Origin of the sequence: Achromobacter sp. UBA2119, assembly GCF_002331005.1 — a bacterium.
GTDB lineage: Bacteria > Pseudomonadota > Gammaproteobacteria > Burkholderiales > Burkholderiaceae_B > Achromobacter > Achromobacter animicus.
The window spans coordinates 32,592-46,293 of record NZ_DCYD01000018.1; the positions used below are offsets into that span (position 1 = coordinate 32,592).

Genomic DNA, 13,702 nt, shown 5'->3' on the forward strand with positions numbered 1-13,702 from the left:
GCGAGCGCGCCAGAATGGAGTCAAAACGATGTTTCCTGAAATTATTCCCGCCCGTCAGGTACGGGGGGCGATCGACGGCTTTGTCGATCATCTGGTCACCAACTACGCCGACACGCTGGAGACGTTGTCCCAGCCCGTGCTGCATGCGTTGGTGTGGTTGGAGCAACTTTTGCGCAACTCGCCCTGGTGGGCGGTTGTCGCCGTCACCATCGCGATCGCCTATGGCGTGAGCCGCCGCGTCGGGCTGAGCCTGGCGATGGGCGCGCTGCTGTGCGTGATCGGCGTGCTGGGACTGTGGGACGCCGGCATGCAGACGCTGGCGCTGATGATCATGGCGGCCGGCCTGTCCGTGCTGATTGGCATCCCGCTGGGCGTGCTGATGGCGCGGGTGAACTGGCTGCGTTCGGGCATGCTGCCCGTACTGGACGTGATGCAGACGATGCCCAGCTTCGTGTACCTGATTCCCGTCGTCATGCTGTTTGGCCTGGGGAAGATTCCCGCCATCATCGCAACCGTCATCTACGCCGTGCCGCCGCTCATCCGCCTGACCGACCTGGGCATCCGCCTGGTCGACCGCGAAGTGCTGGAAGCGTCGCGCGCCTTTGGCGCCAATCCGCGCCAGCAGCTGTTCGGCGTGCAGTTGCCCCTGGCGCTGCCCAACATCATGGCTGGCATCAACCAGACCACGATGATGGCGCTGTCGATGGTCGTCATTGCGTCGATGATCGGCGCGCGCGGCCTGGGTTATGAAGTGCTGCTGGGCATCAACCGCCTGGAAGTGGGCCGGGGCCTGTTGGCAGGCCTGGGTATCGTGGTGCTGGCCGTGCTGTTCGACCGGATCACGCAATCGTATGGACAGCGCATGCGCATGGGAGGCCAGCGATGAGCAAGATCGAAGTCAAGAACATCTACAAGATCTTCGGAGCGCATCCGAAGAAGTGGCTGGAAGCCGCGCAGGGCGGCATGAGCAAAGAAGAGCTGCTGGCCAAAAGCGGCCACACGCTGGGTCTGCGCGACATCAGCCTGTCCATCGAAGAAGGCAGCATCTACGTCATCATGGGCTTGTCCGGATCGGGCAAGTCGACCCTGATCCGCCACTTCAACCGCCTGATCGAGCCCAGCGCGGGCCATATCCTGGTCGATGGCGTGGACGTGGTCAGCCTGAACAAGCGCGATCTGGAAGTCTTCCGTCAAAAGAAGATGAGCATGGTGTTCCAGCGCTTTGGCCTGTTCCCGCACCGCACGGTGCTGGACAACGCCGCGTACGGCCTGACCGTGCAAGGCGTGGGCAAGGCCGAGCGCGAGCAGCGCGCCCGCGAATGGCTGGAACAGGTGGGCCTGTCGGGCTTCGAGAACCAGTACCCGCATCAGCTTTCCGGCGGCATGCAGCAGCGTGTCGGCCTGGCGCGCGCGCTGGCTACCGACGCCGAAATCCTGCTGATGGACGAAGCGTTCTCCGCGCTGGACCCGCTGATCCGCCGCGAAATGCAGGATCAGCTGCTGCAACTACAGGCCAAGCTCAACAAGACCATCGTCTTCATCACGCACGATCTGGACGAAGCGCTGCGCCTGGGCAACCGCATTGCCATCCTGAAGGACGGCGAACTGGTGCAGGAAGGCACGCCGGAAGACATTTTGCTGAACCCGGCCAACGATTACGTGCAGTCGTTCCTGCAGGACGTGAACCGCACCAAGGTGCTCAACGCCACGCACGCCGTGAATCCGGCGCGCCTGACGCTGACCATGCGCTCGCGCCCCGCGCATGCGGTGGACCGCATGAGTGCGCTGAACTACGAGTACGCGCCGGTGCTGGACGGCAAGCGCCTCGCCGGCGTGCTGACCGCCGAGGCAGCCGCGAAGGCCATGCAGGAAGGCGCGCGCGATGTGTCCCGCTTTGTCGAGGACCTGGCGTCGGTGCCTGCCACGGCGGGCCTGGGCGAAGTGCTCGCGCAACTGGTGCACAGCGATCAGCCGGTCGCCGTGACGGGCGAGGACGACGAGTTCCTGGGCATGCTGTCCCGCAAAAAGGTCGTGGAGCTGGTGACGCCGGCCCTGACCGAGCCGCCGGTGTCGGCTGAAACCCTGACGGATACCCCGGCTACGGCGGATGCAGACGCGTCGAACGTCCAATCGGAACTGGAACGCGAAGGCAAGGCCGCCGCCTGATTCCGGCGTTCCCCGCATGACCCCTTGCGCCCGCGTGCAGTTGCTTGCACGCGGGCGCAGTCACGATATGATGGCTTGCCGGTCGGCTTGACCGGTTTTCCTTTTATCGGAACATCGGAATCGTCATGCCCCTCTTGAACGTCCAGATCATGCAAGGCCACACGGCCGCCCAGAAAGCCGACCTGCTCAAAGCCGCGTCCAACGCGGTGGTCGAAAGCATCGCGGCGCCGCTGTCCAGCGTGCGCGCCGTGCTGCACGAAGTCCCGGCCGAACACGTGATCGTCGCGGGGGAAATCGGCAAGCGCATGGCGCGCGTGGACGTGGGTCTGATCGAAGGCCGCGACGAAGCCAAGAAGGCCGCCCTGATCGCGGCGCTGAACCAGGCCGTGTGCGCCAGTCTCGACATCTCTGGCGAAGACGTCCGCGTGATCCTGCGCGACGTGCCCAAGACCGACATGGGCGTGGCAAATGGCCTGAGCGCCAAGGCCGCGGGACGTTAAGTCGCCCGGCTTACCAAAGCAGTATTGAAAACGCCCGCTTCACGCGGGCGTTTGTCTTGGCGAGTGACGCGTAGGCGCAATTGCGTTCAATCCAGCTTCACGTTCGCCGCCTTCACCACCTCGCCCCATCGCGCGATCTCGCTCTTGATGTAGGCGGCATATTCCTGCGGCGTCGACCCCAGCGCCTGCGCGCCTTGCACCTTCAGCTGCTTCTGCATCTCAGGGGATTTCAGGGCGCGCAGGATCTCGGCATTGAGCTTGTCGATCACAGGCGCGGGCGTGCCGGCCGGCACCACCACGCCTTGCCAAGCCCCCATCCCAAAACCCGGCGCCACGGTTTCCGCCACCGTCGGCACGTTGGGCAGTTGGTCGCTGCGCGTCTCGCTGGTCACCGCCAGCGCACGCAGCTTGCCTTCGCGGATGAAGCCCAGCGAATCGTTCAGCGTGTTGGTCATCACCTGGACCTGTCCGCCAACCAGGTCCGTCATGGCCGGGGCGCTGCCGCGATAGGGCACGTGGACCGCATCGATATCCAGCGACCGCAAAAGCAGGAGCGCGCCCAGATGCGTGACGTTGCCGGCGCCGGCAGAGCCGTACGACAGCTTGCCGGGATGCTTGCGCGCATAGTCCACGAAGGCCGGCGCCGTATCGGCGGGGACCGACGGATGCACAAGCAGGACGAGCGGAATGACGGCCGTGGTGGACACCGGCGCAAAGTCCTTGACCGGGTCGAAGGCCAGCGAGCGATACAGGTTGGGGCTGAGCGCGATGGACGAGGTGTTGTACAGCACCGTGTAGCCGTCGGGCTTGGCCGCGGCCGCGTACTGCATGCCGATGTTGCCGTTGGCGCCGCCCTTGTTTTCGACGACGACGGTCTGGCCCAGCTGGTCCGTCAATTGCTTGGCCAGCACGCGCGCCACCAGATCAGTCGGACCGCCGGGCGGGAAGGGCACCACCATCGTGATCGGGCGGTCGGGCCACGCGGCCTGGGCGCTGGCGGCGCCTCCCAGCGCCAGAAGGGCCAGCGTGGTCGCCAGCAGTGCTTTTTTCATGGGTTGTCTCCTTGGGCTGTTATGGGTACTGCGGATGGGCGGCGGCGTCCTCTGCGGGATGCCTGCCGCTGATAGCGGTCAGCCTGGTCAGCGCGGTCTGCCGGCCAGCATGCGCACGGCCGTGTAGGCCATCACCGGCTTGCCGTGCTGGTTGCGCACGTCGATGGCGGACGTGACGACCGCGCGGTTGTGCTGCGAGGTCGGGCGCACGCCGGTCACTTCGATCTCGGCCCAGATGGTGTCGCCGGCCACCACCGGCGCAATCATCTTCTTGTGAACCTCCAGCAGCGCCAGACCCGTTCCCTGCACCATGCCCTGCATGATCAGGCCTTCGATCAGGCCATAGGTCAGCGCGCCCGGCGCGGGGCGGCCCTGGATGGCGCCGTGGGTGTAGGTGGCGTCGATGAAGATGGTCTCCAGCATGCCGGTGACGCTGATGAAGTTGACGATGTCGGTCTCGGTCACCGTGCGGCGAAATGTCTGGAAGCGCTGGCCCACCGTCAGGTCCTGCCAGTAAAAACCTTGGCCGAGTTGGATGGCGGGCGAGGTGTCGCGGTCTTGGGTCATGCGGGGTCCTTGGCGTTTTCAGAAAGGAGGGCGTTGGCTTGGCGGGCGGCGCCGGTGGCCAGCAGCGCGTCAACGGCTGCCGGCGAGAGGCCCGCTTCGGCCAGCACGTTGCGCGTGTGCTCGCCCAGGCGCGGCGGCATGGCGGGCGGCACGTGGGAATGCTGCAAACGCACGGGGTTACGCGGAAAGCGGTAGTGACTGCCGGACGCGCTTTCCAGCGGCACGAAGAAGTCCACGCTGGCCAGATGTGGGTCGGTCTCCAGATCTTCCAGCCGGTTCACGGGTGCGGCCGGGATCTGCAGCCGCTCACACAGCGCCAGCCAGTACGCCGTGTCATGGGCCGCGACGAGGCCGGCCTGCAATTCATACAGGGTCTCGATGTGCCGCGTGCGCGCCGAGATGTCGGCAAAGCGCGGATCCTGCGCCAGATCGGGGCGGCCGGCCGCGTTGAAGAAGTCGCGCCAATGCGCGTCGGTGTAGGGCATCAGGCAGACGTGCCCGTCTGCGGTCTGGCAGGGCCGGCGCCAGGGCGTGAGCACGCGCGGATAACCGGCGTCGCCCGGCTCGTCCGCCAGATGCCGGCCGTAGTAGTGCTCGACCAGCGCAAAGGACGCCATGCTTTCGAACATGGGCACTTCCAGCTGCTGTCCCTGTCCGGTACGCGCGCGCTGGAACAGCGCCGCAAGAATGGCGTGCGCGGCGACCAGACCGCACGTCTTGTCGGCGGCGACGGTGGGCAGGTAGCGCGGCGCGCCGGTCTGGCGGCCGACAAGATCCGCGAACCCCGACAGGCCCTGGATGATGTCGTCGTAGGCTGGGCGGCCGTCGTACGCGCCGCCTTCACCGAAGCCATACAGGCCGGCATAGACCAGCCGCGGGTTGCGCGCGCACAGCGTGGCGGGGTCCAGCCCCAGCGCCGCCATCTTGGCCGGCCGCATGCTGTGCATCAGCACGTCGGCCTGGTCCACAAGCGTCAGCAGCGCCTCGCGCGCGGCGGGCTGCTTCAGGTCCAGCACGATGCTGCGCTTGTTGCGGTTCAGACCCAGAAAGATCGCGGACAGGCCGGGCTCCTGCGCGGGGCCGGTTTGCCGGGTGGAGTCGCCGCCGGGCGCTTCGACCTTGATGACGTCCGAGCCGTAGTCGGCCAGGATCTGCGAGGCATAGGGGCCGAATACGACGGAAGTCAGGTCCAGGACGCGGATGCCGTCCAGCGCCGGGCCGTTTGAGAGGGTAGTTGTCGTCATGGCGGAAATCCTATCGGCGCCGCACATACGCGTCTAATATGGCTTCGGTATTGCTTGATACGGAATCTGTTATGGCTATAGATTTGCGCCAGCTTCGGCAGTTCGTCACGATCGCCGAGCTGGGAAGTTACCGCCGCGCCGCCGATGCGCTGCACATCGCCCAACCCGCGCTGTCGGTGTCGATCCAGAAGCTGGAGCACGCGGTGGGCGTGCCGCTGCTGGTGCGGGGCGCCAAGGGCGTCACCACGACACCCGCGGGCGACGCCCTGATGGCCGATGCGCGCCGCGCGCTGTTCCACACCGATCAGGCGCGCCAGGCGGCGCGCCGGGTGGCGTTGGGGGAATGGGGGACGCTGCGCCTGGGCTTTGTGGGCTCGGCCACGTACATGCTGCTGCCGCGCTGCCTGCCGGCCTTCCGCGCGCAGTACCCGGATGTGCAACTGGACCTGCGCGAAGACAGCACGGTCGGATTGGTGGCGATGCTGCGCGCCAACGAGATCGACGCGGGTTTGGTGCGCGGTCCGTTGGCCGAAGACAGCGAGCTGGATTCATGGGTGGTCGAGCGCGACGACCTGATCCTGGCCGTGCCGGCCCGCCATCCTCTGGCCGACGTTGGCCCGATTGCGCTCGAGCGCATGCGGTCCGAAAACTTCGTGCTGTATTCGCCGGCCAAGGTGCCGGGGTTGAACGGCGTGACGCTGGCGCTGTGTCACAAGGCGGGGTTTTCGCCTCGCATCAGCCAGGAAGCCATTCAGGTGCAGACGCTGGTCAGCCTGGTCGCCAGCGGCTTGGGCGTGGCGCTGGTGCCCGGCGTGACCCGCGCGTATTCGACGCCGCACGTGGCGTTTGTGCCGCTGACCGACCCGGATGCGCAGGGCGCGCTGTCGCTGTCGCTGGTGACGCATCGCGACACCTCATGCGCATCCGTGCTGCGCCTGCGCGACAGCATGCTGACGCCGACGTCAGTGCCTGCCTGACCCGCAATACCCCGCGCTATACCGCGTAGACCACCCGGTGCGCCTCCGTGGGCAGCGGCAGGTCCCAGCGGTGCAGCATGCCGGTCAGCGTCTTGTTGGACAGCGAGGTATCGCGCCGCGCATTGCGGCGCAGCAGCTCGGCACGCGGCTTTTCCAGATACACCAGTTCCACGTCCGCGTGATACGCATACAGCAGGTCCAGCGTCTTCTTGCGCATCAGCTCGCTGAGGTTGGTCGCGTTCCACACGAAGGGCGCTTTCGCGCGCAGCAGGGCCTTTGCACGGTCAATGGCCAGGTGCGCGACCATGCCCTCGTTCTTGCCATGGCGCAGGCCCAGTTCCTCGCGCGCGTCGTCGAACGACACCATCGGCAGGTCCGGATGATGCGCCGCCACCCACGTGTTCTTGCCGGACGCCGGCAACCCCGACATGACAATGACCCGCGTGCCCGGCTCCTGGAACAACGCATAATCGGGATGCACGTCGGCGCCGCGGAAATAGCTGACGGCGGTGTGCGCGTCGGCAAAGGCGCGGGGCTGGCCGAAGCACTGCTCGTCGCGCGCCAGCTCGCAGAAGAGCGCGATGTTGTCCAGCACGCGGCCGGCGTCGGCGCAGATGCGGCCGCGCATGTCGGCTTCGGCCAGCATCGCGAGCAGCGGCAGGGACACGTGCCAGGACAGCTCGCGCACGATGAACTCCGGCGAGCGGCCGCGGCGCGAGCCTTCCAGCGCGAAGAACGGCACCTGGTGCGTGGCGATCAGCCGGCATATCGCTTCGCGCACCGCGAACGGCACGCCGGCGTCCCACAACGCGATGCGGGCGTCGATGGCGCCCTTGCGCGAATGGCCGGGCTGGCCGATGGCGCCGGTGACCGGGTCGATCACCGTGGTGCTGTGCTTGGCCACGTCGTGCAGCAGGGCGGCCAGGAATACGATCTCCTGATCGGCGCGGGACGCAGCTTGGTATTGCGGCAGCGCGAGCAGCGCGTCCACCACCATCTGCGTATGCGTCCATACATCGCCCTCGCCGTGATAGCGGGGGTCCTGCGGCGTGGTCTTGGCCAGCTCCAGCGCGGGAAAGGCGGCCAGGCAAGCCGCATAGTCCACGCCGCGCCCCGGCTGGGGTACGAGGGCCCGGATCTGTTCGTAATTCATGATGTCTCTGCCGTGCGAATGCCGCGCAACGTGTCCCAGTCGACAGCAAAGCGCGGCGCGTACAGGTCGACGCCGTCGGCGAGCTGGTTGGGGATGAACGGCTGCTCCGAATGGTGCATGTCCGAATCCAGAATGGCCTGTACGAAGTCGCGGCGCACCCACTTGTAGCGGGCGATGGTCTTGCCGTCCGCTTCGGCCTTGATATACAGGCCTTCCGACAGATCCGACTTGTCGCACTGCTTCCACGCGCGAGCCAGGTCCAGGCCTTCGCGCAGCACGGTGGCCTCGAAGGCATCGCGCCAGCCAGCCGTCTTGGCAAGCGACGGCTTGAGCATGGCCTTCAGTTCGGCCAGCCGCGCGGGCGCGGGGCCTTCGTACAACACGGGCACCGACAGCACCGGACCATCGGCCAGCAACGCGCGGCGCGCGCCGGTCGACAGGAACTCGCCGGTGCGCCGGTCCAGCACGTCGAATTCAAAGAAGTGATGCGGCAGGGCGTCGTAGAACACGGAGTGCTTCTTCGACAGCGTTTCGCCGTACATCACATAGCGATCTTCCAGCCGCTCCAGCAGCCAGTCCGCGTGCGCGGCGGCCCAGGCCTTGACGAAGCTGAACTGCCGCTCGCGGCCGCCGCCCACCAGGTACTGGCCGCGGGATTGCAGCAGCAGTTCGCCCGACGGGCTGAAGCTGATGCCGGTGTTGGCGCCGTCCAGCTTTTCTTCGACGACGAGCGTCTGGCCGGCCAGCGTGCGATAGGGCACGTGGTCATGGCCTTCGTCCCCGTCCTGCAGGCGCGAGCCTTCAAGGTGGGGCGTTCGGGGATATCGGAACAGGTCTAGCGATTGCGCGTAGGCGCAGAAATCCAGCGTCATGGGTCTTCTCCAGCAAATGGGAAAAGCCGACGACACAGTCTTTACGGGAGGGGAAGCGGGGATGGGAGGTGCTGCGCTTCCTGGATCCGCGCCTGCCGGGCGGGGGTGTGCTCATTACATGGCGTCGAGCAGCGAATGCGGGCAGGCTGACCGCGGTACCAGGACGGTACTCGTCGGCGTTCAGGCGAATTGACGAATGGCAGACACGGTTGCACCCAAAATGCGAAAGGCGTTGAAAAAGCAGGGCCGAATGCTAAGTCAGCGCGGCGGCGCTTGTCAATGCGCCGCCCCGTGTGTGGCAGGGCCGCGTCAGGCGGGCGGCGCGGCGCGCAGCACGATCTGCGTGATCTCCGATGGGCGGCCAAGCCGGATCGGAAAGCCCGGCCACAGGCCCGCGCCGTTGCTCACGTAGAGCTGCATGTTGCCGACCTGGTACATGCCCGACACATAGCCTTCGTTGGCCAGTTGGGTGATGAAATGCGGACCCAGAATCTGGCCGCCGTGCGTATGGCCCGACAGCTGCAGGCCGGCGCCGGCTTGCGCGTGGCGCTCAGCGCCCACGGGCCGGTGGCTAAGCAGGATCACCGCCGACGACGGCGGCACGCCCTTCATGGCCGCGTCGATGTCAGGCAGCGGCTGGTTCACGCGCGCCGCCACGCTGTCGGTGATGCCCGCAAGGACCAGCGGCTGGCCGTCGCGTTCAATTGTCATGTGTTCATTGAGCAGCATGCGCAGGCCGAGTTTCCTGAAGGCCTCGATCCAGCCCAGGTACTCGGCGTAATACTCGTGGTTGCCCGGAATCGCCACCAAGCCATATTGCGCGCGCAGATCGGCCAGCGGTTGCACGTCGGCGGCGCGCGCCGCAGGCGTGCCGTCGACCAGATCGCCGGTGATGAGCGTCAGGTCCGGCTTGAGCGCATTGGTGCGCGCCACGACGGCCTGCATCCAGTCGCCCTGCAGCAGGCGGCTGGCGTGCAGGTCGGTCAGGTGCACGATGCGAAAGCCCTCATACGCTTGCGGCAGGTTGGGCAAGGCGACCTCGATCGTCTCGACCTCCGGCACGCGCACGGCCTGCCAGACGCCAACGGCGGACAGCGCAAGCGCGGCCACGGCGGACCCGGCGCGCAGACGCGTGCAGCCCAGCAGCGCGCGTCCGCGTCCCCGCGAGAACAGCGATATGACGAGCCCCGCCACATCCGTGACGAACAGGAAGGCGGCCAGCAGAATGAGCGCGCCAAACGCCCAGCCCAGCGTCATCAGCACCGCAGCGGGCACCTCGGGCGACGCCATGGTGCCGAAGAAGTTGCGGGTGATGAGATGGTGCTCAGCGGCCAGCATGACCAATACCGACAGCAGTACTCGTCCGGGGGCGGGCCACTTCAATTGCCAGACGAAGCGCCAGATGACGTAGAGCGCGATAAGCCCTGTGATGACATGAAACACGTGCGAAATCCTGAATCTTGTTGTTGGAATCGCCCGGCCCGGCGTCTCGCTGCCGATCGGACGAAATTTCCCGCGAGGGAGCGCCGATTAAAACACTGGATTCTGCGCGGCGCCTGAAACATGGCGCGCGTTGATGGCGGGTCGTAGAATCGCATGCGCCTGCCGCAATCTGGAGTTGCCTTGTCCACGCTTATCCGCCCCGCCCGTCCCGAGGATGCTGCGCTGTTGCCCGCGATCGAACGGTCCGCGGGCGCGTTGTTTCGCGCCGCGCCCGGCCTGGAATGGATCGCGGACGACGCGGTGATGTCTGAGGCCGACCATCTGCGCCTGATCGCGCAGGGCACGTCATGGGTGGCGCAAGCGTCGGACCAACTGTGCGGATTCCTTTGCGCCGAGCGCTTCGAAGACGCGTTGCACCTGCGGGAGCTTGCGGTCGATGCCGGTCATCAGCGGATGGGAATTGGCCGCGCCCTCGTGCAGGCCGCGTGCGGCCATGCCTGGGCAGCGGGCCTGGCTGCGGTCACCCTGACGACCTTTCGCGACCTGGCATGGAATGCGCCGTGGTATGCGCGGCTCGGATTCCGCGAAGTGCAGGCAATGCCCGGCTCACGGCTGCATGCGGTTCTGGCGGCCGAGGCCAGCCACGGGCTGCCGGTTGAGCGGCGCATGGCGATGCGCCTGCAGCGGGCACCGGACGCATAGCCCAAGCGCCGCGTTTGGGCGTGCCGAACTGCGGTTGGCGACCGCTGGATTACCCAAAAATAGTTCGGTATTCTGCGTTATCCCGGTGCGCCAGTCCGCGCCGGTGACTGCGCAGTCGTCCTCCGTGGCGCGCGCATCCGGCAGCTACGCCGATCCGGGCGATTCGCGGTGCTCTCCCCTCAGGAGCGACATGGCAAGAGAACGCAGGGTGCGCTTGTTGACCGTGCTTATTGCGCTGGCGGTGCTCAGCGTGGCGGTCGGCTTTTTCAATGCCATGTACGCGGGCTACCAGGCGCAGAAGACGCAGGTCGTCAAGAACACGCTCGACGCCAATCTGGCCTACGCGCAGAAGCTGGCGGACATCATCAACCTGTATATCCAGACGGGTGACCGGCAGCTTACCGCCGGGGCAAACCGCATCCCGCGGCTGGCGGATGCGCCCGGCGCGCTGCAGGCTGAACTGTCGGATCTGGCCGGCACGATCGAAGGCGTAACGGCGGTACTGCTGGCCGATCCCGGTGGCCGGATCACCAGCCGGTCCAAGGACAGTCCGTCGCCGCTGGCCGCCATCAAGCAACTGGACGAACTGGGCGTACGGGAGCTGCGCGCGGGACAATGGGCTCGGCCATGCTGCCTGCCGGGCGCGCGCTTTGCGACGCTGACGCTGGTGGAACCTGTGCCGGGTCCGCAGAACGCGGTTTCAGGCTATCTCGCCGCCATCGTCGTCCTGGAGCATGGCGGCGGCCTGGACCGGCTCGTCGGCCAGCATGCGTACGCCGACGGCACCTCCGTGTATCTGGTCAATGGCGAGGGTCAGATGCTGTACCGGCATGGCGCGGACGCGGACATTGCGAGCGCGGTCCAGGCGCGCTTGTCGCCCGCCACGGGGCCGGGCGTCGAGCAAGTCATGGACGCTTCCGGCGCGGCGGTGATCGCGGGATACGCGCCGCTGATCAAGGGCAATTGGGCGGTCGTGGTGCAGCGTCCGCTCGACAGCGCGCTGTCGCCCCTCAAGGACCTGTTGGGCGCGTCGCTGCAGTTCGCCATTCCGGCCGTGGTGCTGACCTTGTTGCTAGTCAGTGCATGCGCCTACGCGATCGCGCGGCCGCTCGCACGGTTGGCTGATGCCTTCGCCAGCGACGAGCCGGTTGGCCCCACGGCCTTGCGCGCCACAACGCGCAAGACCTGGTATTTCGAGGCCGAAAAGCTGCGGCAGGCGTTGGCCGCCGCGCAAGCGCGCCATCGCGACGAGGTCGGCCGCTTGAACACGGAATCGCTGACCGATCCCATGACCGGCCTGATGAATCGCCGCGCCCTGCGCGCGCGGATCGACGAGCTGGTCGCCGCTGCGACGCCGTTCGCGGTCATCGCGCTCGACCTGGACTACTTCAAGCAGATCAATGATGTGTATGGCCATCCGACGGGCGACAAGGTCCTGGTCGCGCTGGCGCGGACCCTGCAGGAGAACGTGCGCGCCGGGGATCAGGCCTTTCGCATCGGCGGAGAGGAGTTCGTGATGATCTTGCCGCAGCCCGGCGCGCAGGACGACGCGCAGGGCGACGCGCGGGGCGCGACGCAGGATGCCGCGCGGGTGGCGGCACGTACCGCGGCACAGACTGCTGCCCAGGCGGCCGAGCGGATCCGGGCGGCCGTGGCTTCGCGCCCGATGCCCGACGGCGTGCGTCCGGTGACCGTGTCTGTGGGCGTGGCGCTGTGGCCGCAAGACGGCGCGTCGCCGCAGGCCGTCATCAAATGCGCCGATCAGGCGTTGTACCGATCAAAGCAGTCAGGACGGGACAGGGTGACGATGTGGGAAGCGTCGGCCGAGGCTTGAACACGCCCGGCGGCCACCAGCGACCTGCGGGCAGCTCGGCTCGAACCGCCAGGGCGCGGCGGGGCTGGCGGTCAGCTTTTGACGGCCCGCTTGCCCCATCGGTGGATCAGGATCCGGCCAGGCCCGCGAAAAACCGCTTCGCGTTGGACTCCAGGCCTTCGATGTAATACCCGCCTTCCTGCACGATCAGCGTGGGCAGACTCAGTCCGCCCACTTCGCGGCCCAATCGCTCGAAGCCGTCTTCGGACACGCTGACCATGGCCTGCGGATCCTTTTCGAAGATGTCGAATCCTAGCGACAGCACCAGCGCATCGGGCTGGAACAACGTGATCGCGCGGCGCGCCTGCGCCAGCCGGTCGAAGAACACGGATTCGGGCGAGCCGTGCGGCATGGGCAGGTTGATGTTGTAGCCGTATCCTTCGCCGGCTCCGCGCTCGTCTTCAAAGCCTGCCACCACCGGATAGAAATTCTCGGGATCGCCGTGGATGGACACGTACAGGACGTCGCTGCGCTCGTAGAAGATCTCCTGGATGCCCTGGCCGTGATGCATGTCGGTGTCCAGGATGGCCACGCGCGGAAATTTGGACGTCAGCCGCTGGGCCGCGATGGCGGCGTTGTTCAGGTAGCAGAAGCCGCCCGCGGCATCGCGCCGCGCGTGGTGACCGGGCGGGCGGCATATCGCGTAGGCGCTGCGGTCTCCGGCCAGCAGGGCGTCGGCGCCCGCGATGGCGCATTGCGCCGACCAATAGGCCGAATGCCAGGTTTTGGGGCCGACCGGACAACTGCCGTCCGCCAGGTAACGCCCGGCCTTGGCCAGCACGCCGCGCAGCGCATTGCGTTCGCGCACAAACACGTTCGACACGACCTCACCGCCCCAGTCGCCGGGCAGCTTCATCCAGTCCTCATGCGCGTCCTGCAGGAAGCGCAGGTAATCCAGGCTGTGCACCGCCGCGATCGCACCCGCCCCGTCGTCGGCGGGCGCCTGGACGTCGAATCCCAGCTTGCGCGCCGCCTGCACCAGGCCGTCCAGCCGCGACGGCACCTCCTGCGGCGTGCGCATCTTGCCGCGCGAAAAGTAGGTCTGCGGATGGTGAAGCTTTTGATCGTCGTGGAAGAACGCCTTCATGCCTGGGACCTCGGGGTTGGTTGGCGCGCGATGCGCGCGGCGGCCGCGGATAGGAAACCATGAATT

General features: G+C 66.9%; 13 protein-coding genes. 6 read left to right on the forward strand and 7 right to left on the reverse strand.

The window, feature by feature from the left end; genetic code table 11:
- Window positions 1–28 precede the first annotated feature (28 nt).
- From B3098_RS20960 to B3098_RS20970, 3 genes are all read left to right on the forward strand, one after another.
- Entirely contained in the window at window positions 29–886 is an 858-nt protein-coding gene (locus B3098_RS20960; protein ID WP_175125230.1) for an ABC transporter permease, read from the forward strand.
- Entirely contained in the window at window positions 883–2,166 is a 1,284-nt protein-coding gene (locus B3098_RS20965) for a quaternary amine ABC transporter ATP-binding protein (RefSeq protein WP_286898761.1), read from the forward strand. Before B3098_RS20960 ends, B3098_RS20965 begins: the two co-directional genes overlap by 4 nt.
- Window positions 2,167–2,291: 125 nt before the next feature.
- Window positions 2,292–2,666 (forward strand): tautomerase family protein, encoded by a 375-nt coding sequence (locus B3098_RS20970; RefSeq protein ID WP_286898762.1) that lies wholly within the window; start codon window positions 2,292–2,294, stop codon window positions 2,664–2,666.
- Between the two features lie 86 nt (window positions 2,667–2,752).
- On the opposite strand, the gene B3098_RS20975 is transcribed toward B3098_RS20970, so the two are convergent.
- The 3 genes from B3098_RS20975 to B3098_RS20985 all read right to left on the reverse strand — a co-directional run bounded on the left by B3098_RS20975 (window position 2,753) and on the right by B3098_RS20985 (window position 5,529).
- Window positions 2,753–3,718 carry a Bug family tripartite tricarboxylate transporter substrate binding protein gene (locus B3098_RS20975; protein ID WP_175185795.1) on the reverse strand — a complete coding sequence of 322 codons (966 nt, stop codon included), beginning with the start codon at window positions 3,716–3,718 and terminating at the stop codon, window positions 2,753–2,755.
- Window positions 3,719–3,805: 87 nt separating this feature from the next.
- A complete protein-coding gene (locus B3098_RS20980; protein WP_175125232.1) occupies window positions 3,806–4,285 on the reverse strand; it encodes a MaoC family dehydratase in 480 nt (159 codons plus the stop codon).
- Entirely contained in the window at window positions 4,282–5,529 is a 1,248-nt protein-coding gene (locus B3098_RS20985; protein ID WP_286898763.1) for a CaiB/BaiF CoA transferase family protein, read from the reverse strand. Before B3098_RS20985 ends, B3098_RS20980 begins: the two co-directional genes overlap by 4 nt.
- Before the next feature lie 71 nt (window positions 5,530–5,600).
- Between B3098_RS20985 and B3098_RS20990 the strand changes: the two genes are divergently transcribed.
- Window positions 5,601–6,506, forward strand: a complete 906-nt coding sequence (locus tag B3098_RS20990) for a LysR family transcriptional regulator (protein ID WP_286898765.1) — start codon at window positions 5,601–5,603, stop codon at window positions 6,504–6,506.
- A gap of 16 nt (window positions 6,507–6,522) precedes the next feature.
- Here B3098_RS20990 and B3098_RS20995 read toward each other — a convergent pair whose 3' ends face one another.
- The 3 genes from B3098_RS20995 to B3098_RS21005 form a co-directional block, all read right to left on the reverse strand.
- Window positions 6,523–7,659, reverse strand: a complete 1,137-nt coding sequence (locus B3098_RS20995; RefSeq protein ID WP_286898767.1) for an AAA family ATPase — start codon at window positions 7,657–7,659, stop codon at window positions 6,523–6,525.
- Window positions 7,656–8,531, reverse strand: a complete 876-nt coding sequence (locus B3098_RS21000) for an RNA ligase family protein (RefSeq protein WP_286898768.1) — start codon at window positions 8,529–8,531, stop codon at window positions 7,656–7,658. Before B3098_RS21000 ends, B3098_RS20995 begins: the two co-directional genes overlap by 4 nt.
- Before the next feature lie 309 nt (window positions 8,532–8,840).
- Window positions 8,841–9,974 carry a metallophosphoesterase gene (locus tag B3098_RS21005; RefSeq protein ID WP_286898769.1) on the reverse strand — a complete coding sequence of 378 codons (1,134 nt, stop codon included), beginning with the start codon at window positions 9,972–9,974 and terminating at the stop codon, window positions 8,841–8,843.
- Window positions 9,975–10,127: 153 nt separating this feature from the next.
- On the opposite strand from B3098_RS21005, the gene B3098_RS21010 reads away from it, so the two are divergent.
- A complete protein-coding gene (locus B3098_RS21010; RefSeq protein ID WP_286898770.1) occupies window positions 10,128–10,676 on the forward strand; it encodes a GNAT family N-acetyltransferase in 549 nt (182 codons plus the stop codon).
- Between the two features lie 190 nt (window positions 10,677–10,866).
- The gene (locus tag B3098_RS21015) at window positions 10,867–12,510 is read left to right on the forward strand and encodes a GGDEF domain-containing protein (protein WP_286898771.1); all 1,644 of its coding nucleotides are present in this window, start codon (window positions 10,867–10,869) and stop codon (window positions 12,508–12,510) included.
- A 106-nt stretch (window positions 12,511–12,616) separates the two neighbouring features.
- Here B3098_RS21015 and B3098_RS21020 read toward each other — a convergent pair whose 3' ends face one another.
- Window positions 12,617–13,636 (reverse strand): histone deacetylase family protein, encoded by a 1,020-nt coding sequence (locus B3098_RS21020; protein WP_286898772.1) that lies wholly within the window; start codon window positions 13,634–13,636, stop codon window positions 12,617–12,619.
- Between the last annotated feature and the right edge of the window lie 66 nt (window positions 13,637–13,702).

Excerpts from the sequence above, each read along its gene's own strand:
- B3098_RS20960 (WP_175125230.1), top strand. The coding sequence starts at position 29 with ATGTTTCCTGAAATTATTCCCGCCCGTCAGGTACGGGGGGCGATCGAC.
- B3098_RS20965 (WP_286898761.1), top strand. The coding sequence starts at position 883 with ATGAGCAAGATCGAAGTCAAGAACATCTACAAGATCTTCGGAGCGCAT.
- B3098_RS20970 (WP_286898762.1), top strand. The coding sequence starts at position 2,292 with ATGCCCCTCTTGAACGTCCAGATCATGCAAGGCCACACGGCCGCCCAG.
- B3098_RS20975 (WP_175185795.1), bottom strand. The coding sequence starts at position 3,718 with ATGAAAAAAGCACTGCTGGCGACCACGCTGGCCCTTCTGGCGCTGGGA.
- B3098_RS20980 (WP_175125232.1), bottom strand. The coding sequence starts at position 4,285 with ATGACCCAAGACCGCGACACCTCGCCCGCCATCCAACTCGGCCAAGGT.
- B3098_RS20985 (WP_286898763.1), bottom strand. The coding sequence starts at position 5,529 with ATGACGACAACTACCCTCTCAAACGGCCCGGCGCTGGACGGCATCCGC.
- B3098_RS20990 (WP_286898765.1), top strand. The coding sequence starts at position 5,601 with ATGGCTATAGATTTGCGCCAGCTTCGGCAGTTCGTCACGATCGCCGAG.
- B3098_RS20995 (WP_286898767.1), bottom strand. The coding sequence starts at position 7,659 with ATGAATTACGAACAGATCCGGGCCCTCGTACCCCAGCCGGGGCGCGGC.
- B3098_RS21000 (WP_286898768.1), bottom strand. The coding sequence starts at position 8,531 with ATGACGCTGGATTTCTGCGCCTACGCGCAATCGCTAGACCTGTTCCGA.
- B3098_RS21010 (WP_286898770.1), top strand. The coding sequence starts at position 10,128 with ATGCGCCTGCCGCAATCTGGAGTTGCCTTGTCCACGCTTATCCGCCCC.
- B3098_RS21015 (WP_286898771.1), top strand. The coding sequence starts at position 10,867 with ATGGCAAGAGAACGCAGGGTGCGCTTGTTGACCGTGCTTATTGCGCTG.
- B3098_RS21020 (WP_286898772.1), bottom strand. The coding sequence starts at position 13,636 with ATGAAGGCGTTCTTCCACGACGATCAAAAGCTTCACCATCCGCAGACC.